The organism is Gilliamella sp. Imp1-1, from assembly GCF_001690415.1.
GTDB classification, from domain to species: domain Bacteria; phylum Pseudomonadota; class Gammaproteobacteria; order Enterobacterales; family Orbaceae; genus Gilliamella; species Gilliamella bombi.
Genome location: NZ_LZHK01000061.1, coordinates 1 through 24,844, shown reverse-complemented (window position 1 = coordinate 24,844; position 24,844 = coordinate 1). Strand labels below are relative to the sequence as shown.

Annotated in this window: 24 protein-coding genes, 2 tRNA genes, 1 other RNA gene and 1 pseudogene; 11 read left to right on the top strand and 17 right to left on the bottom strand. The window is 33.9% G+C overall.

Going from position 1 to position 24,844, the window contains the following annotated elements; all coding sequences use genetic code 11:
- On the top strand, positions 1-223 hold a 223-nt coding region (locus tag A9G38_RS12240), incomplete at its 5' end, for an IS30 family transposase (RefSeq protein WP_176713220.1).
- On the opposite strand, the gene A9G38_RS05910 is transcribed toward A9G38_RS12240, so the two are convergent.
- The gene (locus tag A9G38_RS05910) at positions 183-1,382 is read right to left on the bottom strand and encodes an MFS transporter (RefSeq protein ID WP_034913088.1); all 1,200 of its coding nucleotides are present in this window, start codon (positions 1,380-1,382) and stop codon (positions 183-185) included. The genes A9G38_RS12240 and A9G38_RS05910 overlap by 41 nt on opposite strands.
- Before the next feature lie 185 nt (positions 1,383-1,567).
- On the bottom strand, positions 1,568-2,659 hold the full coding sequence (locus tag A9G38_RS05905; protein ID WP_080702345.1) for an alpha/beta hydrolase: 1,092 nt from the start codon (positions 2,657-2,659) through the stop codon (positions 1,568-1,570).
- Positions 2,660-2,848: 189 nt separating this feature from the next.
- Here A9G38_RS05905 and A9G38_RS05900 point away from each other — a divergent pair, with 189 nt between their 5' ends.
- A complete protein-coding gene (locus tag A9G38_RS05900; RefSeq protein WP_034913099.1) occupies positions 2,849-3,736 on the top strand; it encodes a LysR family transcriptional regulator in 888 nt (295 codons plus the stop codon).
- A gap of 188 nt (positions 3,737-3,924) precedes the next feature.
- Here the strand turns inward: A9G38_RS05900 and A9G38_RS05895 are convergent.
- From A9G38_RS05895 to A9G38_RS05830, 14 genes and pseudogenes are all read right to left on the bottom strand, one after another.
- Positions 3,925-4,000 (bottom strand) — tRNA-Gly (locus A9G38_RS05895).
- Positions 4,001-4,012: 12 nt separating this feature from the next.
- A tRNA-Leu gene (locus tag A9G38_RS05890) sits at positions 4,013-4,100 on the bottom strand.
- 238 nt (positions 4,101-4,338) lie between these two features.
- Entirely contained in the window at positions 4,339-4,890 is a 552-nt protein-coding gene (gene pgsA / locus A9G38_RS05885) for a CDP-diacylglycerol--glycerol-3-phosphate 3-phosphatidyltransferase (RefSeq protein ID WP_034913104.1), read from the bottom strand.
- A 108-nt stretch (positions 4,891-4,998) separates the two neighbouring features.
- On the bottom strand, positions 4,999-6,834 hold the full coding sequence (uvrC, locus tag A9G38_RS05880) for an excinuclease ABC subunit UvrC (RefSeq protein ID WP_034913107.1): 1,836 nt from the start codon (positions 6,832-6,834) through the stop codon (positions 4,999-5,001).
- Between the two features lies 1 nt (position 6,835).
- Positions 6,836-7,513, bottom strand: a complete 678-nt coding sequence (gene artM, locus A9G38_RS05875) for an arginine ABC transporter permease ArtM (RefSeq protein ID WP_034913109.1) — start codon at positions 7,511-7,513, stop codon at positions 6,836-6,838.
- Positions 7,514-7,525: 12 nt separating this feature from the next.
- On the bottom strand, positions 7,526-8,254 hold the full coding sequence (gene artQ, locus A9G38_RS05870; protein WP_034913174.1) for an arginine ABC transporter permease ArtQ: 729 nt from the start codon (positions 8,252-8,254) through the stop codon (positions 7,526-7,528).
- A gap of 132 nt (positions 8,255-8,386) precedes the next feature.
- Positions 8,387-9,121, bottom strand: coding sequence for a transporter substrate-binding domain-containing protein (locus A9G38_RS05865; RefSeq protein WP_034913113.1), 735 nt, complete (start codon positions 9,119-9,121; stop codon positions 8,387-8,389).
- Between the two features lie 23 nt (positions 9,122-9,144).
- A complete protein-coding gene (gene artP / locus A9G38_RS05860) occupies positions 9,145-9,873 on the bottom strand; it encodes an arginine ABC transporter ATP-binding protein ArtP (RefSeq protein WP_034913117.1) in 729 nt (242 codons plus the stop codon).
- 180 nt (positions 9,874-10,053) lie between these two features.
- A pseudogene (locus tag A9G38_RS05855) lies at positions 10,054-10,683 on the bottom strand (ElyC/SanA/YdcF family protein); the annotation flags it as partial.
- 1 nt (position 10,684) lies between these two features.
- The gene (locus A9G38_RS05850; protein WP_034913119.1) at positions 10,685-11,374 is read right to left on the bottom strand and encodes a CidB/LrgB family autolysis modulator; all 690 of its coding nucleotides are present in this window, start codon (positions 11,372-11,374) and stop codon (positions 10,685-10,687) included.
- The gene (locus A9G38_RS05845; protein WP_051634245.1) at positions 11,371-11,826 is read right to left on the bottom strand and encodes a CidA/LrgA family protein; all 456 of its coding nucleotides are present in this window, start codon (positions 11,824-11,826) and stop codon (positions 11,371-11,373) included. Before A9G38_RS05845 ends, A9G38_RS05850 begins: the two co-directional genes overlap by 4 nt.
- An 87-nt stretch (positions 11,827-11,913) precedes the next feature.
- The gene (sbcB, locus tag A9G38_RS05840) at positions 11,914-13,359 is read right to left on the bottom strand and encodes an exodeoxyribonuclease I (protein WP_034913122.1); all 1,446 of its coding nucleotides are present in this window, start codon (positions 13,357-13,359) and stop codon (positions 11,914-11,916) included.
- A 177-nt stretch (positions 13,360-13,536) separates the two neighbouring features.
- Entirely contained in the window at positions 13,537-14,022 is a 486-nt protein-coding gene (ubiT, locus tag A9G38_RS05835; protein ID WP_141671738.1) for a ubiquinone anaerobic biosynthesis accessory factor UbiT, read from the bottom strand.
- Positions 14,023-14,043: 21 nt separating this feature from the next.
- Entirely contained in the window at positions 14,044-15,675 is a 1,632-nt protein-coding gene (locus A9G38_RS05830; RefSeq protein WP_034913124.1) for a Na+/H+ antiporter, read from the bottom strand.
- Positions 15,676-15,830: 155 nt separating this feature from the next.
- On the opposite strand from A9G38_RS05830, the gene recO reads away from it, so the two are divergent.
- On the top strand, positions 15,831-16,523 hold the full coding sequence (gene recO / locus A9G38_RS05825; RefSeq protein WP_034913129.1) for a DNA repair protein RecO: 693 nt from the start codon (positions 15,831-15,833) through the stop codon (positions 16,521-16,523).
- Between the two features lie 41 nt (positions 16,524-16,564).
- On the opposite strand, the gene A9G38_RS05820 is transcribed toward recO, so the two are convergent.
- Complete coding sequence (locus tag A9G38_RS05820) at positions 16,565-17,014, bottom strand: YaiI/YqxD family protein (protein ID WP_034913133.1); 450 nt, start codon at positions 17,012-17,014, stop codon at positions 16,565-16,567.
- Positions 17,015-17,268: 254 nt separating this feature from the next.
- On the opposite strand from A9G38_RS05820, the gene thrS reads away from it, so the two are divergent.
- The 8 genes from thrS (at position 17,269) to ffs (ending at position 24,565) form a co-directional block, all read left to right on the top strand.
- Positions 17,269-19,194 carry a threonine--tRNA ligase gene (thrS, locus tag A9G38_RS05815; RefSeq protein WP_034913136.1) on the top strand — a complete coding sequence of 642 codons (1,926 nt, stop codon included), beginning with the start codon at positions 17,269-17,271 and terminating at the stop codon, positions 19,192-19,194.
- A 27-nt stretch (positions 19,195-19,221) separates the two neighbouring features.
- Positions 19,222-19,761, top strand: a complete 540-nt coding sequence (infC, locus tag A9G38_RS05810) for a translation initiation factor IF-3 (RefSeq protein WP_034913139.1) — start codon at positions 19,222-19,224, stop codon at positions 19,759-19,761.
- 85 nt (positions 19,762-19,846) lie between these two features.
- Complete coding sequence (gene rpmI / locus A9G38_RS05805) at positions 19,847-20,044, top strand: 50S ribosomal protein L35 (protein ID WP_034913143.1); 198 nt, start codon at positions 19,847-19,849, stop codon at positions 20,042-20,044.
- Positions 20,045-20,074: 30 nt separating this feature from the next.
- Positions 20,075-20,428, top strand: coding sequence for a 50S ribosomal protein L20 (gene rplT / locus A9G38_RS05800; RefSeq protein ID WP_024496189.1), 354 nt, complete (start codon positions 20,075-20,077; stop codon positions 20,426-20,428).
- Positions 20,429-20,638: 210 nt separating this feature from the next.
- Positions 20,639-21,622 carry a phenylalanine--tRNA ligase subunit alpha gene (gene pheS / locus A9G38_RS05795; RefSeq protein WP_034913145.1) on the top strand — a complete coding sequence of 328 codons (984 nt, stop codon included), beginning with the start codon at positions 20,639-20,641 and terminating at the stop codon, positions 21,620-21,622.
- Positions 21,623-21,638: 16 nt separating this feature from the next.
- Positions 21,639-24,026 (top strand): phenylalanine--tRNA ligase subunit beta, encoded by a 2,388-nt coding sequence (gene pheT, locus A9G38_RS05790; RefSeq protein ID WP_034913148.1) that lies wholly within the window; start codon positions 21,639-21,641, stop codon positions 24,024-24,026.
- Positions 24,027-24,030: 4 nt separating this feature from the next.
- On the top strand, positions 24,031-24,324 hold the full coding sequence (locus A9G38_RS05785) for an integration host factor subunit alpha (protein WP_034913150.1): 294 nt from the start codon (positions 24,031-24,033) through the stop codon (positions 24,322-24,324).
- A gap of 145 nt (positions 24,325-24,469) precedes the next feature.
- An RNA gene (gene ffs, locus A9G38_RS05780) (signal recognition particle sRNA small type) lies at positions 24,470-24,565 on the top strand.
- The last annotated feature ends 279 nt before the right edge of the window (positions 24,566-24,844 follow it).

Below are 24,844 nucleotides of genomic sequence, written 5' to 3'. Positions count from 1 at the left end.
GGAGCCTTATAAAAGCTGGCAAAGAGGCACAAATGAAAACACCAATGGCTTAATACGTCAGTTTATACCTAAGTCAGCGGCCATTTCATTAGTTGACGACAAACAGATAAAGAAAATACAATATCTATTGAACACACGCCCAAGAAAACGGCATAAGTTTAAAAGCCCTGCCGATTTTTATTCTAAGGAGTTAAGACGAATTGCACTTCATGGTGTAATCTAGGCGTTGCTATTACCGAACCAATTAATAATATACCACTTAATACAAAATTGCTTTGCCATCCCAGATAATCAAAAAACAATCCGCCTATCGTTGAACCTATCGCAATTGATGATTGAATTACTGCAACCATTAGTCCTCCACCAATTTCTGCATCTTTGGGTAATGTTTGTGCTATCCATGCCCACCACCCAGTTGGTGCGGCCGTAGCAAACAATCCCCATAAACTGAATAAAGTAGCTACAGTCCAGATGTGACTACTAGTTAAAAATAAACCTATGATAATGACAGTCATTATTAAAGAAATCATCATTAGTGTTTGATAGAGTTTAGTTTTCAGAAAGGTTGCAATTACCATTGTTCCAATAAAACCAGCGACACCTATAGCAAGTAAAATTAAAGATAGATTAAAATTATCTACCTTAGCCACTGTTTCTAGAAAAGGGCGCACATAGGTGAATAAAGTAAACTGTCCCATGAAAAATAATCCACATGCCAGTAAGCCTATAGATAGAATTGGTTTTTTTAGCAGTTGAAGCATAGGCTTGTTAGGTTGATTTTCTTTATAGGTTTTCATAGTAGGCAGGCTAATGCATTGCCAAATAAATGCAAAAATAGCAAGGGGAATGATACAAATAAATGCTCCACGCCAGCCTATTGTTTCTCCTAAGTAGCTTCCCAGTGGTGCGGCTATAATTGTCGCAAGAGCATTTCCGGCATTGAAAATAGCCAGAGCCTTAGGTACTTGATGCTGTGGCACCAAACGAATAGCCGTTGCAGCTGACATTGACCAGAATCCACCGATAGCAATACCAATTAGTGCTCTTCCCAGAATATAAACCAAGTAATAGGATGCGATAGCGATAACTAGCCCGGATAAAGCCATTAAAAACGTAAGAAATAGTAACAGTAGTTTTCGATCTAAGTTTCCTGTAAGTTTATGAATTGTCAGACTAGTTAGTACTGCTAGTATACCTGATATAGCAATACCTTGACCCGCTTGTCCATCGGTAATTTGTAAATCTCTAGCAATAGGTGTAAGTAGGCTTACAGGTAAAAATTCTGAAGCAATTAATACAAAAACGCATAGCGTCATAGAAAATATACCGCTCCAGTGTGTGTATGTTTTATTGTTTGGTATATTGAGATTTTTTTTAGACATTATAGCTTTATCCTCATACCTTTTTGACCGGCCGAGTTGCATTAAGGGCAAATGTTGTTTCTGTATATAGTAGTTATAAAGTTAATAAAAACAAAATATTATAAATAACATTTTTGTCATTTATATAATGATAATAGCCATCAGTAAATACAGTTATTTTTGTTGGGATGGCTAATATATATACCTTATAATTTTAAGCTGGTCTTAAAGAACTGTTCAAATTTAGTAAATGGTATTTTTCCTGTGGTATTGTCATATAAATCGACATGATTTGCTTCAGAAACAATTACCAATTCTTTTTTCTTGCCGCCGACCATTTTATAAGCATCTTCAGCAAAATAACGAGAATGAGCCTTTTCACCAGTAACAATTAATGTGGGAATAGTAATTTCATTTGCATAGCTTAGTAGTGGCATATTCATAAATGAAAGAGGCATTGTTGCATTCCAAGCTCCAACCGAATTAATAGAACGAGGATGAAAACCACGAGGCATTCGGTAGTAATTATAAAACTCTTTCAACACTGGAGGCGGATTTCCTGGCAATGTTTCTGGCAAAATACGTTTAGAAGCACTGACTTTACCTTTCTCATCGACATAAATATCATGTCCACCTAATGTAGGAATACCTGTTTTAGCATCTTCCCAACGTTGTTCGTTCAGATATTGTAAAACAGAATGTCGATCAGCTGTTGAATAACGATCTTTCCCATCACCAACTCCATGCCCCATTGCACGACTCATATCGTACATTACACTCGTTGCAACAGCCTTTACACGAGTATCCATTGCTGCATTGTTTAATGCCATACCGCCCCAGCCACAAATGCCGAGCAGTCCAATACGATTACGATCCACTTCTTTTTGTAGACCAAGAAAATCAACTGCAGCACTAAAATCCTCGGTATTGATATCGGGAGAAGCAACATTACGTGGGTAGCCACCACTTTCTCCGGTATAAGATGGATCAAAAGCCAACGTAATAAAACCTTGTTCGGCTAGTGTTTGAGCGTATAGCCCGCTCGCTTGTTCTTTTACTGCACCAAAAGGGCCGCTGATTGCGATTGCAGCTAATTCGCATTCATTTTGATTTTTGGGAATATAAAGATCGCCGATTAATATAATTCCATAACGGTTCTGAAAGGCGACTTTACGGTGATTAACTTTTGTACTTTTAGGAAAGGTCTTGTCCCATTTTTCGAACAGTGATAAAGGTGAAATTTGATTTATCTTATCAGTACTCATAGTTATAACTCCACTTATTGGTGTGAATAGTATAGTAGTTGGTGGAACAAATTTTGCTAAAAGGTCTTATTACTCATTTCTTTTACTGATATAGATTATATTTAGATAACTCAGCAGAAATTGTATTAGTAATTATTATAATTAATATTAATAGTATTGATTAGTGGGGAAAAAATGCTAAGATTAATACTAAATTGTTATAAATAAGAGTAAAAAAATACTTTGCTAACTAAGCGAGAAAACTACAATGATCTTTACCTGTTTATGATTGTTGTACAGGAAGGAAGCTTTACCGCTGCAGCAAAACGGCTTGGGCTTGCACAATCAGGGATAAGTCGTTCTATCCGTGAGCTTGAAAAGCGCCTTGGTTTACAACTTTTGGTTCGCACAACGCGCAAATTATCTCTGACGCAGGCGGGTGGACAATTTTATCAAAAAGTACTGTCTGGATTTGATGCATTAAATGACGGACTAACCTCTCTAGCTTATTATCGTAATACTCCATCAGGTATTGTTCGCATCAATGCTAGCCAGCATGTTATAGATAAAGTGCTATTACCTAAGTTAGCGGTATTTCAACAACTTTATCCTGATATCCGATTGGAACTTATCAATGAAAGCAGGTTTGTTGATATTATTTCTGAGAGATTTGATGCCGGTGTGCGCCTAGGTCCAGAAATTAACGATGGCATGGTTGCTGTACGTATTTACCCAGATATGGAAATGGCAATTGTTGGCACTCCCGACCACTTTCGTCGCTATGGATTTCCACAAATACCAGCAGATTTAGTGGCACATCCTTGCATTGCATATCAACTTGGTGACGGAAGTTTGTACTCGTGGGAGCTTTATCAAGATGGCGAAAAAATTACCCACCGACCTGAGGGAAAATGGGTTTTTGCTGATAGTTATTTGGAAGCTAAAGCTGCTCGCTTTGGATTGGGGTTAGCCTATGTACCAGAAGAATTGGTAGCGGATGATATAGAAAAAGGCGTTCTCATTAGAGTGCTACAACGTTTTAGTCTTAAGCTCGAAGCATCGTATATCTATTACCCTAATAGAAATATATCTCCTGCGCTACGAGCTGTTATTGACGCATTGAAAATTTAAAGGGAGATTAAATTGTCTACATTTGATTATTTGTAATAGTTCTTATTTAATTTGATATTTGAGTTATTTTATAACGCAAAAGGAGATGCTAGAAATGAATCAAACAACAAAAATCATTAAACCTAAATTAGGACTTTAAAAATAAAATTATTGCCACTAACTTCTTGTCTTAATTATTACTTTTTAATTGGAGCGGGAAACGAGGTTCGAACTCGCGACCCCGACCTTGGCAAGGTCGTGCTCTACCAACTGAGCTATTCCCGCATAGGTAAGAAGTGGTGCCCGAGGCGAGACTTGAACTCGCACGGCCAAAAAGGCCGAGGGATTTTAAATCCCTTGTGTCTACCGATTTCACCACCCGGGCTCAAAATTAATTACTAAAAAGTAATTCGTTTTGAATGCTGTGCATTTTACCGATCTTATGGTTTCAGTCAATAAAAATTTCAAATAAATCGTTTAATTGCTCAATGTTTGACTGATTAACAATTTAAATAGAAGTTATTGGTTGATTTTGAAGGGGATGAGTAATTTTGTTTACTAGAATTTATCAACAAAATTACTCGTATAAAAAATGCTTAGGTAGGAATATTAACTAAAAGTTATTATTCTTCTAATAAATCGCTATGTGCTATCCATAAATATTGCAACATTGATAATAGCGTTAATACTGTTGCAATAAACAATGCTGCAAGACCTGCGTAAATAACAATGTCACAAGGACGCCAAAGTAGCCAAGTTAATGCTGTCATTTGTGCTATCGTTTTGATTTTCCCAATTGACGAAACAGCTACATTGTTACGTTTACCAATTTCAGCCATCCATTCCCGTAAGGCCGATATTATAATTTCTCGTGAAACAATAATAATTGCAGGGATTGAGATCCACCATGATTGATAATATTGTGTAATTAAAACAAGCGCTATTGTTACTATGATTTTGTCGGCGACTGGATCTAAAAATGCGCCAAACTTGGTTGTCTGTCCTAGGCGGCGAGCAAGATAACCATCTAATACATCAGTCACGGCCGCAATTAAAAAAATTAATGCAGAGAAAAAACCAGACCATTCATGAGGGAACAAATAAAATGCCAGCACAAAAAAAGGAATTAAAATAACTCGAAATAGTGTTAAAAATGTTGGAAAATTAATTTTCATGTGACAAAAGCTCTTTTTTTATTTTATTAATCAATGCATTATAGATTAATAAAAAACAGTATTTTCTTAATGATTATGTTGCCTGAAATATGTTATTTTTTCAATGGGTTATTGTTGTAAATTTAGATAAATTTTTTCAGCTAATTGTTTTGATATACCTTGTACTTGCGCTATTTCATCAATACTTGCATTTTTTAACTCTCTTAATCCACCAAAATGTTTCAGTAGTGCTTGACGCCTTTTAGCACCAATACCTTCAATATGTTCTAAGGCGCTGTCGGTTAATTGTTTTGTCCCTTTTTTACGTTGACCAACAATAGCATGATCATGTGATGCATTTCTTATTTGCTGAATGAGTAATAGGGCGGGTGAGTGATCATCAAGATAATACCCTTTACCGTGTGCTTCAAAAAATAGTGTCTCTAGTCCTTCTTTGCGCTCAGCACCTTTAGCAACTCCAATTAGAATAGGATGATTTTTATTCCAATTTACTTCTAATTCTTCAAACACCTTTAATGCTTGGTTAAGTTGTCCTTTACCACCGTCGATAAAAATAATATCGGGGACTTTGTCAATAGGCAGATCTTTTTTATTGTAACGGCGTGATAATACTTGTTGCATTGCTGCATAATCATCACCAGGGGTAATTCCTGTAATATTATAGCGTCGAAATTCGGATTTAACAGGTCCTTTATCATCAAAAACAACACAAGATGCAATGGTGTTTTTACCCATAAAATGGCTGATATCAAAACATTCCATTCTATTAATTTTGTCAATTTTTAAAAAATCTTTTAATCCGTCATAACGTTGTTTTATTGTTGAGTTTGCTAGTAGTTTGTTTTTTACTTCTGTTTGAGCATTCACGGTTGCAATAGTGAGTAATTTTAGGTTATCACCTTTAGGTTCATCAACTAATTTAATTTGATGTTCAGCAATAAGTGATAGCGTTTCTTCTATTGGTTGTTTATCAGATAATGAGAAGTTAAGTAAAATCTTTTTAGGAATATTTCTGTTTTGATTGCCTTGTAAATAAAACTGTCCTAAAAAGGTTTCGATAACTTCTTCTAGCTCAGTATTTGATGGAACCTTAGGGAAATAAGAACGATGCCCAAATGTTTGTCCATTGCGAATAAATAAAACATATATACAAGCTAAACCAGACTCATAATGAAAACCGATCACATCAAGATTATCGTTGTTGTTGTATATGGCTTGTTTTTCATTGATATGCTTTATTGCTTGTAGTTGATCACGCAAAACTACTGCTTTTTCAAAGTTGAGTTCGCTACTAGCTTTTTGCATATCTTCAGTTATTTTTTGTATTATCTGATCTGATTGGCCAGATAAAAATAATCTAACATAGTTAACTTGTTCTAGGTAATCTTCATCACTGACTAATCCAGACACACAAGGCCCTAAGCAACGTTTAATCTGATATTGTAGGCAGGGGCGAGTTCGGTTGCGATAGGTTGAATTTAAACACTGTCTTATTGGAAATGTTTTTTGTAATAAAGCTAATATTTGCTTTACTGCATATCCACTTGGATAAGGGCCAAAAAATTCATCTTTTTTTCGATTGACCGCACCACGATAAAGAGACAATTGCGGATGTTGTTCTTTGCTTAACTTTATAAATGGGTAACTTTTGTCATCTTTTAACAGTACATTGTATCGTGGTTGATACTTTTTAATATAAGTCTGTTCAAGCAGTAAGGCTTCGGTTTCGGTATTGGTAATTGTAAATTCAATATGATGGATATGACTAACGAGCATATCCGTTTTTAGCGTTTTTTTACTATTATTAAAGTAACTTTTTAAACGATTATTAAGATCTTTAGCCTTTCCCACATAAATAATCGTCTGTTTATCATTAAACATTTGATAAATTCCCGGCTTATGTGGGACTGTTTTTAAAAAAGATGCTGAATCAAATTGGCTCATATTAGTTTTCAAATTTGAGGGCTTTTTTCTCTATAATCCTCATAATGGTGCTAAGTAAACCATTTATCAAGAGATATATTAACCCAGCAGCAATAAAAATAGTGAAATCATAATAATCCGCATTCAATTCATTGCTGTAGCCCATAACATCCATAACAGGAATCATTGACGCTAATGCTGTGCCTTTTACTACAAAGACAACTTCATTTGAATAAGTCGAAAGGGCTCTTTTTAATGCATAAGGCAAAACAACTTTTAAAGTTTGTTTTTTATTCATGCCAAGTGCTTCACAAGCTTGCCACTGTCCTTTAGGTAAGGCTTTTAATGAACCATAAAAAATTTGAGTTGTATAGGCGGCACTATTGAGTGTTAATGCTAAATAGGCACAAAACCAAGGCGAAGAAATAATGTTATAAAACGTCGGTATTTTGATTAAAATATCTCTAAATTGTGATGGCCCATAATAAATTAGTAAAAGTTGTACTAGTAAAGGTGTACCTGTAAATATAATGACATATGTGCGTATAACTTTATTTAATATAAAGTGATTTAATGACAATAGACATGATAGACAAGCAGCAATCAATCCAGCAGATAAAATACCCAAAATACCTAAACTTAGTGTATCGGGTAAACCTTGGGCAATGATGTTAAGGTAATGAATAAAATTATCAGACATAATACGGCCTTACTAACTTTTCGCTGATGTAGGTTGTTCAAAATAGGTTGAGCGTTTTTCAATACGCGTTATAACCTTTTGACTTAAAATTGAGATAATTAGATAAATGATCATTGCAACAAAATACCATAAAAAAGGTTGGTTGGTTCGCGCGATGATAGTTTTGGTTTGCATCATTAAATCATCAATTGCAATTGCTGAAACTAATGCGGTGTCTTTTAACAAAATTAACCACTGATTACTTAATCCAGGCAAGGCATGACGCCACATTTGTGGCATTATAATGCGAAGAAACGTGCGTGATTTACTTAACCCAAGTACTTGAGCTGCTTGTTTTTGTCCGTTAGAAATTGCTTTAAATGCACCGCGTAACGTTTGAGAGGCATAAACAGCGTATAAAAGTGATAGTGCTGCAACACCGCATAAAAAAGGACTAATATTAAAATCTTGAATATCTAATTGTATCGTCAACGACAAATAATAAAGATCGATTGTGAAACCATCATTTAATAATATTAATAATAGTGGTAATCCGTTATAAATAGCCACCACAATTAATAATTCAGGTAAAGCACGAATTGTTAAGTTAAATAAGGACATTGTCCAGGCAACTGGTTTAAATGGAACAGATTCTAGTATTGAGAAAATTAAAGCGAAAACAATTCCGATAATTAATGATACAAAAGCCAATGATAATGTGATACCTGTTGCTTGTATAAGCGGCAAAATATACCCATCCATTAACGATGAGATCCATATCATTTTATTTGCAAAAAAATCAAACATAAAAAAACCAAGGTTAATTTAAAAAATAAATTCGCCGCAAGATAATGCGGCGAGATTATCATTGTTATATTTATTTAAAAATATAGTTTATTTATTAAACCATTTTTTATAGATAGCATCTAACTCACCGTTAGCTTTTAATTTATCTATCGCTTGATCAAATTGGTTAAGTAATTTTTCGTTACCCTTACGGATAGCAATTCCTAAACCTTCACCAAAATAGTCGTGGTCAGTGATTTTATCGCTTAAAGCAACAATATCAGTCTCTTTGCCTAGCCATTCGCCAGCTACAATTGAGCTTGAAACTATTGCATCAATTCTCTTCGCTTTTAAATCTAAAATAGCGTACTGATAACTATCATAGCTAACCGCTTTCATATCTGGGAATTTATCACTTAAATATTTAGGATAAGTTGTTCCTTTTTGTAGACCAACTTGTTTACCTTTTAGTTGATCGAGATTAGTTAATGTATCTTTCAATGTAACAAATTGGATTGAGCTATCATCATAATAAATTTTAGTAAAATCAACTTGTTTTTGTCGTTCTGGCGTAATATCAATTCCTGCTATAGCGGCATCAATTCGACGAGTTTTTAAGCTAGGAATTAAACCATCAAATGATTGATTGACAATTTTGCATGAAACTTTTATTTCATCACAAATCTTATTAATCACATCAATATCAAAGCCGATGATTTCATTTTTTTCATTAGTAAATTCAAAAGGCGCATAAGTTGCTTCTGTTCCGATTGTTAAGGTGTCTGCTGCTTGAGCTACAAAAGCTGTTCCTGCAAGACAAATAGCTAGTAACGTTTTTTTCATATATCCACCTAATTTTATTTTAATTAATGTGACAAATAAGCTTTAAACTCTTCAGTTTTAGGATGAGCAAAACATTCGAGTTGTCCTCGCTCAATAATTTTACCTTGCTCCATATAAATTACTTGTGAAGCAATTTTGCGTGCAAAATCAACTTCATGCGTAACTATAATTTGTGTAATACCTGTTTGAGATAGCTCATTGATAATTTCGGCAATTTGCGATGTAATTGCTGGATCTAATGCTGCTGTAGGTTCATCGAATAATAATATTTTAGGTTCCATCATTAACGCTCTAGCAATAGCGACACGTTGCTGTTGTCCACCTGAGAGGTGGAGCGGGTAGCGTTGTGCCATATCATCAATTTGCAATCTTTGTAATATCGCCATTGCTTTATCGCAAGCTTCTTTTTTAGATAACTTTAATACTTGGCAAGGTGCTTCAATCAAATTTTCTAGTACCGTCAAATGCGGCCATAAATTATAGTTTTGAAATACCATGCCTACGTTTTTACGAAGATGTCTAATTGTTGATTCACTGATTTTTTCAGAAAAATCAAAATGAGTGTTAGCAATAGTCATCTGCCCTGAACTAGGTATTTCAAGTAAATTAAAAACTTTTAATAAAGAGCTTTTTCCTGCTCCACTTTGACCAAGTAATACAATGGTTTCACCAAGTGGATAGCAGAGTGAAACATCATTTAAGGCCTGATGTTTACCATAAAAACAGTTAATATGGTTTAATTCAATATTCATTGTTAGTTATACATTTTTCTTGATGCTAAAGTTGATTAAATATTACTTTTTTCTGCATAAAAATGCAATCTAATTTATTAGACAAGTCCTCTTTTGTCTGGTTTTTATACTTAAAGATGCACTTTCCTGAAAGTTTTTACAATCTTTTGTTATTTAGGATGGTTATTGAGCATTAGATAAAATAGGAATTACAGGACCAAGATATCTAGGTTCTTTTTTTAGAATATAAAGATCAATAAATGCACTAACACGCGCAAACATTTCGCGAATACGGACTAACTTCATATTTTTAGGGGAGGGCACAGCAAAACATTGCGCTTGTATGTCTTGTGCAAGGGCAATAAAAATAGCTCGTTCGCAATGAAACTCTTGAGTGATAATAGTAAAATTATTTGCATCAAATACTTTATTGGCACGAACCACCGAATCGAAAGTTCTAAAACCAGCATAATCCAAAACGATCACATCGCTAGGAATTCCAGCTTTTATCAAATCCTTCTTCATAGTAATTGGTTCATTGTAGCTTAAAAGAGCGTTATCACCACTTAATAATAAATAATCAACTTTGTTTTGCCAATAAAGATCAATTGCTCCATCAATACGGTTACGATAAAAATCATTTAAGCCTCCTCCTCGAACATATTTCGATGTTCCAAGTACAACACCAATAGTTCGGTAAGGAAGTTTATTTTCATCATGATAAATATAAGGAGCCGTTTTATAGCTGATCCAATAATCTAAACCTATAATAGCAGTTATTGAAATCAAGCTGAAACTAACAATATAAGCAATAAGCTTTTTTAATTTCATGCTAAAGCCACTTAAAAATAAATACCATTATTGGAAATAAAAAAGGTGCTGTCAATGAGGTCATAACACCACATAAAACTAATGATAACGAACTATACGCACCTTCGTTATAATCAACTTCAATACAACGGGCAGTGCCGACAGCATGTGAAACAGCACCGATAGCTAATCCTCTTGCTGGTGCTGATTTTATTTTTACTAAATTTAATATTTGATGTCCAAATATACCGCCTAATGTTCCAACTAATATCACGCATAATGCAGCTATTGACGGTACACCATCTTGATTACTTGCAATTGTTACTGCAATGGCAGTAGTAACAGATTTAGGTAGCACAGATGCAGCAATCTCAATACTTCCACCTAACCAAAATACAATACAAACACCGGTTATCATTGAAGCAAGCGATGCGGTAAAAGTAATAATCATTATTGACTTCCAACGAGCTTTAATTTGGGGAATAAGTTCATATAAAGGATAGGCGAGAGCAACAACAGAATAAGGCAAGAGGTCATTAATGATTTGTACGTTGTCAACGTATTGTGTATAGCTAGTGTTTGTTATCAGTAAAATTGGAATTAATACTATGACCGTAATTACTAGGGGATTAAATAACGGATTTTTTATTTTAAATGATATTTTTCTAATAATGAAGAAAACAAAAAGTGTTAATGGTAGCATCCATATCATGGCTGATTGACCTCACCTTTTGGTGATGAAATTGAATTTTTTGCTGCGACTTTATGACATTGTTCCGTTAAAAATGCAGTTAGAATCAATACAATAAGAGAACCACCTACACAGCCAAATATAATCGGAACCCAATTTTGTAATAAAAGTGAATAATTATCCATAATCCCCATTGCTGCAGGAATAAATAACAATGTCATGTAACGCATGAATAGATTACAGCTATTTTTGATCCAGCAAGTGGGAATTAACTGAAATGCAAGTAAGAAGAATAAGATCAATAAACCAATAATACTGCCAGGAATCATTATAGGTAGTATTTTAGAAACAATATTACCAACCCATAAACAAAGAGTTAATATGACCAATCCACGACCATAACTAAAAAGTGTATAGTATAAAGAATATAGTCTATGTCTGATGGTAGCGTGCTTAGCTAGAAAATGTTTCATAACGTAAATGCTATTAATCTTAATTATAAATTATGACGTTGCTAGTGTGACATAAAGTTATTTGTCTATATGATACGCTTGTCAAAATTAATTACCAACTAAATAATGGTAGTAATGATAAAGTTGTTTAATTAATGCTAGTTTTTCTGGTTGCTGAATATAAGTTTCAGCATATTGCTCTAATATTAATAAGTAATCTTGAATTTTTGGGGTGTTGAGTTTATCACGACAATAATCTTTCCAAATAATCTGTTCATGCTCTGTTAATGTTTGTGGGTAATTTCGCGCTTTATAACGAAAAAACAGTTTTGGTAAACGAGGATCATCAAACGTTAATGATAAACTATCTAATAGATGAATTGGAGTTGTTCGAATAGTTTCGCAGCGTAACTTATCTTGGTTATTTAGAAATTTTCCATAAATTTGAGAATCAACATCAGCGTTAATAGTATTAATAGGACTATTATTATCAATATTAAATAACGACTGCATTTTATTTTGTAATAAATTTTGATTTTCTAACAATTTATGTTGGTTTATTAAACATTGCTCTATATCAATGTTAAACCGATTAGCATTTTCAGGTAATAATGTTTTTAATGGTGCAATAATAGGACATTTATTGGTATGAACCAATTTTAAAGGAATTCGTGATTCACCTAATTGTAGATCTTCAGTTTTGGTGTAGAGCCTTTCCTTTATTTGCTCAACGGGGAGATCGATTAAGAGATCTATATTACCAGTTAAATCGCAAATAACAGCGGCATTATTTTGTACTGGATGCCAAATTATAGGTGAAACTAAAGATAGATTACCACGATGGCTACCTAACATGCCTGATACATGAACTATTGGTGTCATATTAACTACATCAATAAGTTCAGCAACTTTATTTTTTTTACGTAATGAGAAAAAATAATTAAACAGTTTAGGTTGTTTTTCTTTTATTAATTTAGCCATTGCTATAGTTGCATAAACATCAGACATTGCATCGTGTGCATGTTCATGTTTAATGTTATTTGCTTTTGTTAGATGTTCTAAACGAAAACTTGGAAGGTTTTCATCATTAGTTGGCCAATTAATTCCTTCTGGTCTTAGCGCATAACAAGCACGAACTACATCAAGTAGATCCCATCTTGAATTGTTGTGTTGCCAACAATAAGTATAAGGGTCATAAAAATTACGATATAAAAGATTACGCGTTACTTCATCATCAAAACGAATATTGTTATAGCCTAAAATACAAGTATTAGGTTTGCTAAAAGCTTGATGAATTTGTCGAATAAATTCAGCTTCACAAACTCCTTTGTTATTAGCTTCTTGAGGTGTTATGCCAGTAATTAGTACCGCTTCTGGATTGGGTAGATAATCTTGAGTTTGACAACAATATATAACCAAAGGATTTTCAATAATATTAAAATTCTCATCAGTTCGAATTCCAGCAAATTGAGCAGGGCGATCTAATGCAGGATGAGTTCCAAATGTTTCATAATCGTGGAAGTAAAAACTTGGCTGTTCTTGGTTATTTTTCATTGTGTAACCATATATTTTATGTTTTCTGTCAAGAAACTCATAAATTTCATTATATATACTCAAAATAATCAGCTTCTTTTCCCCATTTTATAGGGGGCTTAGAATAATTTATTATTAGCAAGGTAGAAATTAATCAATTCAAAATTTTGAATGATTTAAAATGAGTATAATTTATTCTTAATTAGTTGGTGCACTTTCGATAATATCTGCTAGTTTTTCGAGTGTTAGCCTTAAAAATTTTGGCATAACTTCTAACTCAATAGAATCCATTAAATTTTTTACATATAATCCTAATTCAGTATCGCCTTCAACAATCAAACGACGTTGAAAAAATAGTGTATCAGGGTCTTGTCGTCTAGTTGCTATCATAATCAAATCATTAGCATTACCTATAAAGCTTACATCAGCAATTTCTTCTCGGCTAACAACTAATTTATTATTGATTAAACTAACAAACCACACAAGCTCTAGATCAGTAATTTGAATTTTAAGGCAACGATTTTCTAAAAAATCTAGATCACCATCTTGCAAAGAATGTTCAAATTGTAATTTCAATAATTGCTCTATGGTTTGTTTTTTTACATTAAAAGGAATGCATCGCAAGGTAAGCCCCAAAATATGGGGCGCTTTATTGACAAACTGTGAATGAATTTTGTTTAAAATTTGGCTTTTTGCTCCAATCATTTATGCATCCCCAGAAATCATTTTTTCATAAATATCCAAGTCGGTATTCAAATGTTCAAAAACCTCTTCACTAACCTCATTACGAACTTTCATTTGTAAAAGAGCAGTACGTTCTGCACCTATAGCAACTAAACGCATACGTCTTTCTAGATTTTCTGCTTCAAGAGATTTTTGTTCTAAATCTTTAAGGCCGGTTCTGCGCCTTAGCGAACCGATAACACGTGAGCCGACTTCATGAATAATTTCTTGATCTACTCGGTCTTCAGCTGTTTCTTGCAACAAATTATTTTGCATTTTTTCTAGGCTTACAATTGCCTCTTCAGCCATATGACCTTTAACTGATAAAATTTCATTTTTTTGTTCAGAATTATCTAAAATTACACTACCTCGTAACAAGATAGGTAAGATTATCACCGCTGCAATCAATGATATTAATATGATACCTGTCGCAATAAAGACCAGTTGATAACGACCACTAATCGTCATTGGAATAGATAAAACACCAGCTAGAGTAATAGCTCCTCTAACGCCAGCAAATGTTGAAATTAAAAGATCTCTGGTTGAGTATGCCCTAAATGCAAGAGGTCTCTTAGTTCCAAAAGGCATCGTTGGCATATGTTTCATTGACCATAACCAAGCAAATCTAGTTCCCATCAATACAGCAAAAACGAATAAAACAATTAAACATAGTTGCCATACCTCAATTGAGGTATCAATTTGGTTTTCTACAAAAGTATTATTAAAAATGCTTGGTAGTTGAATACCTAATAAAACAAATACAAATCCATTAAACACAAAGGTTAACATTGACCATGTACTATCTGATTGCAAACGTGCAGTTAAAGGTGCGTTTCGCATCATACCAGAATGATTGACTGTCATACCTGCGCTTACTGCTGCTAAAATTCCAGAACAATGACATTCCTCAGCAATGATATAGGCGGCAAAAGGTAGTAAAAATAGTAATACTATTTGAATAGCGGGATCATTGTGAGTAAGCTTATTTATTTTACGCAAGATACGTGCATATAACCAAGTAAATAAAACACCAATAGCTAATCCACCAATAGCAACTACAAAAAACTGGACACTAACATCAAAGATATTGAATACTGCATCACCAACGGCAATAGCAATAGCAAATTTTAAAGAAACCAAACCTGAAGCATCATTCATCAATGCTTCACCTTCGATGATTTCCATCTTTTCTTTTTCAATACGACCTTTACCTACAATTCCACTTAATGCTACGGCATCTGTTGGCGATAAAACTGCGGCTAATGCAAATGTTGCAGCTAGATCGATTCCTTTTGGTAACATCCAATAAAGTAAATAACCAACAGCTACAATTGTTATTACAACTAAAACTAGCGCTAGCCCAACAATTTCTCTAACATTGTGCACAAAATCTTTTACCGATGTTTTGCGCCCATCGGCAAAGAGTAAAGGTGGAATGAATAAAACAAGAAATAACTCTGGGTCAAATTTGACATAAACTCCAAAGGCAGCCAATATACAACCTAATAATATTTGCATTAGAGGCAATGGGATTTGTATTGGTAGCATTTTAATAACAACACCAGAAAGTGATACAATTAAAACTAGTAGTAAAATTATTGAAAAAAGATCCATAGTTCCTCTTTTATTTATCCTATAATCCTATTGTTTACATTGATTATATCGGATCTTTAACTAAATTTCAGTTGAAAATTTCATAGATTTATCTAAATTTTACTCAGATACAATTATTAACCAAGAAACAGTAGTGTAATTGAAAGGTATTTTGAATGGAAAATTGGCAAAGAGCATTTATACTACATACTCGTTCTTATACTGAAACTAGTTTATTAGTCGATCTATTTGTTGAAAATATCGGAAAAGTAAAGGTATTAGCTAAAGGTGCTAAACGAAAAAGCTCTGCCTTGAAAGGTATGTTGCAACCTTTTACTCCACTTATTGTGCAATACTCAGGCCAAGGTGAAATAAAAACATTGCGTCAGGTTGAAGCTATGTCGCTTGCATTGCCATTGGTATCTGTTTTTTTGTATAGCGCATTTTATTTAAATGAACTATTACATCGAGTTTTAGTTGCAGAAGCAGAAATGCCAACTCTTTTTGATGATTATCTAAAAAGTCTGCAACAATTAGCCCAACAGGTTCCTGCTGAAAATGTGTTGCGAGCTTTTGAATTATCGTTATTAGAAAATTTAGGATATCACGTTGATTTTTTTCACTGCTGTGTAACTGGCGATGACATTGTTAAATCGATGCATTATCAATATCAATCGGAAAAAGGATTTATCAGTAGTTTATTACAAAATAGCATCAGCTTTACTGGCGAGCAGGTTTTAGCTTTAGGAAAACGTCAATTTGATAATATCGATACGTTAAAAGCAGCTAAACGCTTTACTAGGATGGCGTTGAAACCTTATGTAGGATCAAAACCATTCAAAAGCAGAGAGCTATTTCTAAAAATTTAGTTTTGCTAATTTGGCTGCTCGATTTAAAAGAGTTATTAAATTCATTTCGATGTTGAATTAAGTAATATATCAAGCTGATTAGCAAATTTTTCTCGGTCTTTGCTGGAAAATGGAGCTGAACCTTTAGATTGTATTCCACTTGCTCGCATGGTTTCCATAAAATCTCTCATAATTAATCGTTCTTTAATTGTATCTAGTGTATATTGTTCACCTCGTGGCGTGAGCACTAATGCATTTTTATTTAAAACTTCGGATCCAAGTGGAATGTCTGAGGTAATAACTAAATCATTTTTTTGAACCGACTCAATTATTTTTCTATCTGCTACATCAAATCCTTTTTCAACTAATAAAGTTTTAATATAAGGTGACAAGGGGATAGTTAAACATTGATTTGCAATTAATGTTGTATTTATTGCTTTTCGATTTGCAACTCGATATAAAATTTCTTTAATTGGGTTAGGGCAAGCATCAGCATCAATCCAAATATTCATAGCACATACATTCATATAATAAACAATCAATAGTTAATGATTATAACTTTTGTTGGATAAAAGCAACTATTTATTTTTTGTAAAGATGTTTCAGGTAAATATGTGTTTTAGTATATTCATTAAATTTATTAAGCTTCACATGAATATGGTTTTTTCTATTTTAAATCTAGATGATAAGTGGTAATATATTCGACCTATTTTTTAAGTAAGCAAGTGCGCTTTCGTGTGGCGCACCACTGTTATAAGGATTTGCTATGCCAATTATTACTCTTCCTGACGGAAACCAACGTCAATTCGATAAACCCGTTACTATTTTAGAAGTTGCTCAAAGTATTGGAGCTGGTCTTGCTAAAGCTTGTATAGCTGGGCGTGTAAATGGCGTGCGTAAAGATGCCTGTGATGTCATTGATCAAGATGCAACATTAGCCATCATTACAGCCAAAGATGAAGATGGACTCGAAATTATCCGTCATTCTTGTGCACATTTATTAGGTCACGCAATTAAACAACTATGGCCTAATACACAAATGGCTATTGGTCCAACAATTGATAATGGTTTTTATTATGATGTTGATTTAGATCACTCTTTAACTCAGGAAGACCTTGATGCATTAGAAAAACGCATGCATGAATTGGCTAAAAAAAATTATGAAGTAAAAAAAGAAGTGGTTAGTTGGGAGCGCGCTAGAGAAGTTTTTTGGGAGCGACATGAACCATATAAAATTGCTATTTTAGATGAAAATATTCCAAAAGATTCAAAACCAGCACTTTATCATCACGAAGAATATATTGATATGTGTCGTGGACCACATGTACCTAATATGCGTTTTTGCTATCATTTTAAATTGCAAAAAATTGCTGGAGCTTATTGGCGCGGTAACAGTGATAATAAAATGTTACAACGTATTTATGGAACAGCATGGGCAGATAAAAAACAACTTGATAGCTATTTACAATTTTTAGAAGAAGCCGCTAAACGAGATCATCGTAAAATTGGTAAGCAACTAGATCTTTATCATATGCAAGAAGAGGCGCCTGGTATGGTGTTTTGGCATAATGATGGTTGGATTATCTTTCGTGAACTTGAGGTTTTTGTTCGCACTAAATTGAAAGAATACGATTATCAAGAAGTAAAAGGTCCATTTATGATGGATCGTGTTTTGTGGGAAAAAACAGGTCACTGGGGTAATTATAAAGAGTTAATGTTTGTTACTTCTTCTGAAAATCGTGAATATTGTATTAAACCAATGAACTGTCCAGGGCACGTGCAAATTTTCAATCAAGGCTTAAAATCTTATCGTGATTTACCATTACGTATGGCGGAATTTGGTAGTTGCCATCGTAATGAACCTTCAGGATCTTTACATGGTTTGATGCGAGTTCGAGGTTTTACACAAGATGATGCACATATCTTTTGTACTGAAGATCAAATTCGCAGTGAAGTAAATAGCTGCATCAAAATGGTTTATGATACTTATAGTACTTTCGGTTTTAATGATATTACTGTTAAGTTATCAACCCGTCCTGAAAAACGAATTGGTAAAGATGAAACTTGGGATCTTGCTGAAAAAGATTTAGCTGAATGTTTAACTGAAAATGGCATTGAATTTGAATATTTACTAGGTGAAGGCGCTTTTTATGGTCCCAAAATAGAGTTTACTCTGCATGACTGTTTAGGTAGAGCATGGCAATGCGGTACAGTTCAGCTTGATTTTATGCTACCTGAACGTTTAGATGCGACTTATGTAGGTGAAGATAATGAACGTCATGTCCCAGTTATGATTCATAGAGCTATTTTAGGTTCTATGGAGCGTTTTATGGGTATCTTGACTGAAAACTGTGCAGGACTTTTTCCTACTTGGCTTGCTCCATTGCAAGTTGCAGTAATTAACATTACCGATAATCAAGCTGAATATGCCAAACAATTAACCTCACAATTACAAAAAGTTGGAATTAGAGCAAAAGCGGACTTGAGAAATGAGAAAATAGGGTTTAAAATTCGTGAGCATACTCTAAAACGTGTTCCTTATATGTTTGTTTGTGGAGACAAAGAAATGGAATCAGGAACAATTTCAGTTCGAACTCGTCAAGGTAAAGATCTTGGTAGCTTTGAAGTGAAACATGTTATAGAATTGTTGCTTAACGAAATTCATAGTCGTTCATTAGAACAAATGAATTAATGATAAATTAATTTGGAGGAATGAGATATTAAAGTCAGTAAACGAATTCAGTCAACACGAGCACATAAAATCAATGATGAAATTACAACTCGTGAGGTGAGGTTAACCGGCGTCGATGGTGAGCAGCTCGGTATAGTAAGCTTAGATGAAGCTTTAAAACAAGCTGAAGAAGCAACTTTAGATTTAGTTGAAATAAGCCCTAATGCAGAGCCACCTGTTTGTCGAATTATGGATTATGGCAAGTTCCTCTATGAAAAGAGTAAAGCAACAAAAGAGCAGAAGAAGAAGCAAAAGGTTGTTCAGGTTAAGGAAATTAAGTTCCGACCTGGTACAGACGAAGGCGACTATCAGGTAAAACTCCGCAGCCTGATTCGCTTTCTTGAAGATGGCGATAAAGCTAAAGTAACGTTACGTTTTCGTGGTCGTGAAATGGCTCACCAACAGTTAGGTTCTGAAATGCTTGATCGTATTAAAAAGGATTTAGCTGATTTGGCGGTTATTGAATCTTATCCAACTAAGATTGAAGGTCGACAAATGATTATGGTGCTAGCGCCGAAGAAGAAATAATGGTTCAACAAGCTAGATTTTGATACTATTGAAAACTACACCATTATTTTGTTTTTATTAACAATGCGAAGTGGAAATTAATAAAATGCCTAAAATTAAAACTGTAAAAGGCGCAGCAAAGCGCTTTAAAAAAACAGCTTCTGGTGGCTTTAAGCATAAGCAAGCTAACAAGAGTCATATCCTAACTAAAAAATCAACTAAGCGTAAACGTCATTTACGTGGTTTGACTACTGTGTCAAAAGGCGATTTAGGTTTAGTTACTGCGTGTGTTCCATACGTTTAAGTTTTGATTAATTATTAGAGGATATAGTTTATGGCTCGTGTTAAACGTGGTGTTATTGCTCGTGCACGTCACAAGAAAATTTTAAAACAAGCAAAAGGTTATTATGGAGCTCGTTCACGTGTATATCGTGTTGCTTTCCAAGCTGTAATTAAAGCTGGACAATATGCTTACCGTGACCGTCGCCAACGTAAACGTCAATTCCGTCAATTATGGATTGTTCGTATCAATGCTGCTGCTCGTCAATGTGGTCTTTCTTATAGCCGATTTATCAATGGTTTAAAGAAAGCGTCAATTGAAATTGATCGTAAGATCTTAGCTGATATTGCTGTATTTGACAAAAATGCATTTGCTGCATTAGTTGAAAAAGCAAAAGCAGCACTATAATAGCTTTATAAAAGCCGAGTTATCTCGGCTTTTATCATTCAATTTTAATATTTTAAGAGTAAATTTATTATGAATATAGCTATTTTTTGTTTCTTTTTTGGTTTCTTTAGCAATACTAAATCGTGAGGCAAAGAAAAAACAAAAAATAATTATAAAAGCCTCAAAAAGAGGCTTTTTTTATGCAATAAACACAATAAGCAGGAGAACTGTATGTCTCAATTAGTTGAACTGGTGAATAACGCCAAATCCGCTATTGAAAGTGCTAATGATATTAATTCGATCGAACAAATTCGAGTGGAATATTTTGGTAAAAAAGGCTATTTTACAATGCAAATGGCTTCTTTACGTGATGTTCCTGCCGATGAACGTCCATCTGTGGGTCAAAAAATCAATGATGCAAAGCAAGAAGTTGTTCAGCTATTGAATCAAAAGCGCAATTATTTAGAGCGTCAGGCTCTTAATGCAAAACTAGCCAATGAAACAATTGATATTACATTGCCTGGCAACTCACTTGAATTAGGTGGATTACATCCAGTTACAAAAACAATTAATCGATTAGTTGATTTTTTTGGTGAACTAGGTTTTGTTGTTGAAACCGGTCCTGAAATAGAAGATGACTACCATAATTTTGATGCATTAAATATTCCTGCTCATCATCCTGCTCGTGCAGATCATGATACATTTTGGTTTGATGCAAAACGCTTATTAAGAACGCAAACTTCAACAGTACAAATTCGCACAATGGAAAATCAAAAACCACCCATTCGAATAATTGCTCCTGGAAGAACATATCGAAATGATTATGACCAAACACACACACCAATGTTCCATCAAATGGAAGGTTTGCTAGTTGATAAAGATATCAGTTTTACACATTTAAAAGGGTTATTGCATGATTTTCTGCACTGCTTTTTTGAAGATAATATGGAAATACGCTTTAGGCCAGGTTACTTTCCATTTACAGAACCATCGGCTGAAGTTGATATTAAAGCTAAAAATGGTAAATGGCTGGAAGTCTTAGGCTGTGGAATGGTTCATCCTAATGTATTACGTAATGTAGGTATTGATCCTGAAGTTTATAGTGGTTTTGCATTTGGTATGGGGATAGAACGATTAACTATGTTACGTTACGGTGTCACTGATTTACGTTCTTTCTTTGAAAATGATTTACGTTTTTTAAAGCAATTTAATTAATTCTGGAGATCAAAACATGAAATTTAGTGAAAGTTGGCTACGTGAATGGATCAATCCAGAAATTAGTAGCGAAACGCTAGCAGATCAATTAACAATGGCTGGTTTAGAAGTTGATGATGTCGAAAAAGTAGCAGGTGACTTTACAGGTGTTGTTATTGGTAAAGTAGTTGAATGTAAGCAGCACCCGAATGCTGATAAACTTCGTGTAACAAAAGTTGATATAGGTAAAGAAGAATTACTTGATATCGTTTGTGGCGCGCCAAACTGCCGACAAGGTTTGACTGTTGCATGTGCTACAGTGGGAGCTGTTTTACCAGGTAATTTTAAAATCAAATCAGCTAAGTTACGAGGAGAACCATCAGAAGGCATGCTATGTTCATACTCAGAACTGGGGATTGCTGATGAACATAATGGTATTATTGAATTACCTGATGATGCTCCTTTGGGACGAGATATTCGTGAATATTTAAATTTAAACGATGTCACAATTGATATTAGTGTAACACCTAATAGGGCTGATTGCTTTGGTATTGTTGGGATTGCTAGAGATATTTCTGCAGTTAACAATATTCCAATGCAAGCACTTAAAGTTAACAGTGTGCAGGCAACAATTTCCGATACAGTATCAATAAAAATAGATGAACCCACAGCATCACCTCGCTATTTGGGTAGGGTAATTAAAAATATTAATGTTAATGCTCAAACGCCACTATGGATGAAAGAAAAATTGCGTCGTGGTGGAATTCGTTCAATCGATGCCGTTGTTGATATAACTAATTTTGTATTATTAGAAATTGGCCACCCAATGCATGCATTTGATTTATCGCAGATTGAAAAGGGCATAATTGTTCGTTATGCAAACAAAGATGAAAAACTGACTTTACTTAATGGTAATGAAGTTAAACTTAATGATAAAACTTTAGTAATTGCCGATCACAAAAAAATCTTAGCGCTAGCGGGGATTATGGGTGGTGAAAAATCTGGTGTAACACAAACAACTAAAGATGTATTTCTTGAAGCAGCGTTCTTTAATCCATTAGTTATAACAGGTAAAGCACGTGAATACGGTTTACATACAGAAGCATCACACCGCTATGAACGAGGAGTTGATCCTTTATTACAATTTACAGCAATGGAACGAGCAAGCCAATTATTAATTGATATTTGTGGTGGAGAAGCAGGTCCAGTTATTGATGTGACACATGAGGCTGAACTACCTGCACAAGCAACTATCCAATTGCGGCGTAGTAAAATTGATCGCATTATTGGTTATACAATCGAAACACAAAAGATCACCGACATTTTAATTAGACTTGGTTGTAAAGTTGAATATAAAGACAATGTTTGGATTGTAAAATCACCAAGTTGGCGTTTTGATTTGCAAATTGAAGAAGATTTAGTTGAAGAAGTTGCCCGTATTTACGGATATAACAATATCCCAAATGCCAATTTGAAAATTGAATCAGTAATGAAACCGAAACCAGAAAGTCAAATCTCATTACGTAGAGTAAAGGATTTATTGGTTGATAGAGGGTATCAAGAAGCGGTGACATATAGCTTTGTTGATCCAAAAGTTCAGCAAATATTATATCCTGAATATCCAGAAATCAAATTACCTAACCCAATTTCAAGTGAAATGTCAGTTATGCGTTTATCACTTTGGTCTGGGTTATTAGATGTGATACTATATAACCAAAATCGTCAGCAAACGCGTGCCCGATTATTTGAAACTGGTTTGCGTTTTATTCCTGATGAAAATTGTGAATTTGGTGTACGTCAGGAGTTAATGTTAGCTGGTATTGTTACTGGTAATTTATACGAAGAACACTGGCGACTCCCTAAAAAGAATGTAGATTTTTATGACCTTAAAGGTGATCTTGAGTCAATTTTTTCTCTTTTAGGGTGTGGTGATCAAATACAATTTAAAAAATCTGAACTTCCAGCTTTACATCCTGGACAAAGTGCTGCGATTTATTTAAATGATGAGTTATTAGGTCATTTAGGAGTCTTGCATCCAGAAATTGAAAAAAAATTGTCTTTAAATAGTAAAACGCTTGTTTTTGAAATAAATTTAGCTAAAATTAGTAAAAAAGAGGTACCTGTAGCTCAGGATTTATCCAAGTATCCGTCAAATAAACGTGATATAGCTATTATTGTTTCAAATACAATACCAGCAGCGGATATTATTTTAGAGTGTAAAAAAGCGGGTGGTGAGCAACTTATTAAAGTTACTCTTTTTGATGTGTATCAAGGTGAAAATATCAAAGAAGATCAAAAAAGCATTGCTATTAGTTTGATTTTACAAGATAAATCACGTACGCTTGAAGAAGAAGATATAACTAACATTGTAAGCAAATGCGTTACTGCCTTACAAAATCGTTTTAAAGCCCTATTAAGAGAATAATAATATGACATTAACTAAAGCAGATATTGCAGATCGTCTTGCCGAAAAATTTAATATTGATCGACAAGAATCTAAAATCCTTGTAGAGCTATTTTTTGAAGAGATTCGGGTGGCTTTAGAAAAAGGTGAACCAGTTAAATTATCTGGATTCGGTAATTTTACAGTACGTGATAAAAATTCGCGCCCAGGTAGAAACCCAAAAACAGGTGAAAGTGTTGATATTTCAGCTCGTAGAGTTGTTACATTTAGACCAGGTATAAAATTTAGAGAGCGTGTTGAGAAAAATCTAGTAATCTAATTCCTGAATTACATACTATCATTTCAAATAATGGCTTTTCTTTTGATATAGCATCTAAAGAAAGGCCGAACAGTTGTGTTATACTAAAAAGTAGTTGTAAAAAATTAATAATTCAAGTATGATACCTCCGATTCAATGGAGGCTCTATGGGTTCTCTTGCAACATTTTTTTGCTCACTAGGTCAGGTCCGGAAGGAAGCAGCCAAAGTAAAATACATGTGTGTGGGATGTAGCTGATAGGGTCTCCTCCAATGCATGTTTGCAGTAAATTTACCTATTTTTTAATTATAAATAAAATTAAATATATTTTATCAACTAAAATACATGTGTAAATTTCTAATCCAAAACTTTTAAAAATATATAATCAATTGATGAGTAAGGAAATTTATTTTGAAATTACCGTCCCTTCTTCCAATAACGCTAGCAATTATTTTAAGTGGTTGTACTGTTTTACCTCATTCAGGACCAAATTTTTCATCTATAAAAAATATAAATAAACAACATGCTGAATTAGATAAAAT

Coding starts and splice junctions, on each gene's coding strand:
- A9G38_RS05910 (WP_034913088.1), bottom strand. CDS start 1,382: ATGTCTAAAAAAAATCTCAATATACCAAACAATAAAACATACACACAC.
- pgsA (WP_034913104.1), bottom strand. CDS start 4,890: ATGAAAATTAATTTTCCAACATTTTTAACACTATTTCGAGTTATTTTA.
- uvrC (WP_034913107.1), bottom strand. CDS start 6,834: ATGAGCCAATTTGATTCAGCATCTTTTTTAAAAACAGTCCCACATAAG.
- artM (WP_034913109.1), bottom strand. CDS start 7,513: ATGTCTGATAATTTTATTCATTACCTTAACATCATTGCCCAAGGTTTA.
- artQ (WP_034913174.1), bottom strand. CDS start 8,254: ATGGATGGGTATATTTTGCCGCTTATACAAGCAACAGGTATCACATTA.
- A9G38_RS05865 (WP_034913113.1), bottom strand. CDS start 9,121: ATGAAAAAAACGTTACTAGCTATTTGTCTTGCAGGAACAGCTTTTGTA.
- artP (WP_034913117.1), bottom strand. CDS start 9,873: ATGAATATTGAATTAAACCATATTAACTGTTTTTATGGTAAACATCAG.
- A9G38_RS05850 (WP_034913119.1), bottom strand. CDS start 11,374: ATGATATGGATGCTACCATTAACACTTTTTGTTTTCTTCATTATTAGA.
- A9G38_RS05845 (WP_051634245.1), bottom strand. CDS start 11,826: ATGAAACATTTTCTAGCTAAGCACGCTACCATCAGACATAGACTATAT.
- sbcB (WP_034913122.1), bottom strand. CDS start 13,359: ATGAAAAATAACCAAGAACAGCCAAGTTTTTACTTCCACGATTATGAA.
- A9G38_RS05830 (WP_034913124.1), bottom strand. CDS start 15,675: ATGGATCTTTTTTCAATAATTTTACTACTAGTTTTAATTGTATCACTT.
- recO (WP_034913129.1), top strand. CDS start 15,831: ATGGAAAATTGGCAAAGAGCATTTATACTACATACTCGTTCTTATACT.
- A9G38_RS05820 (WP_034913133.1), bottom strand. CDS start 17,014: ATGAATATTTGGATTGATGCTGATGCTTGCCCTAACCCAATTAAAGAA.
- thrS (WP_034913136.1), top strand. CDS start 17,269: ATGCCAATTATTACTCTTCCTGACGGAAACCAACGTCAATTCGATAAA.
- rpmI (WP_034913143.1), top strand. CDS start 19,847: ATGCCTAAAATTAAAACTGTAAAAGGCGCAGCAAAGCGCTTTAAAAAA.
- rplT (WP_024496189.1), top strand. CDS start 20,075: ATGGCTCGTGTTAAACGTGGTGTTATTGCTCGTGCACGTCACAAGAAA.
- pheS (WP_034913145.1), top strand. CDS start 20,639: ATGTCTCAATTAGTTGAACTGGTGAATAACGCCAAATCCGCTATTGAA.
- pheT (WP_034913148.1), top strand. CDS start 21,639: ATGAAATTTAGTGAAAGTTGGCTACGTGAATGGATCAATCCAGAAATT.
- A9G38_RS05785 (WP_034913150.1), top strand. CDS start 24,031: ATGACATTAACTAAAGCAGATATTGCAGATCGTCTTGCCGAAAAATTT.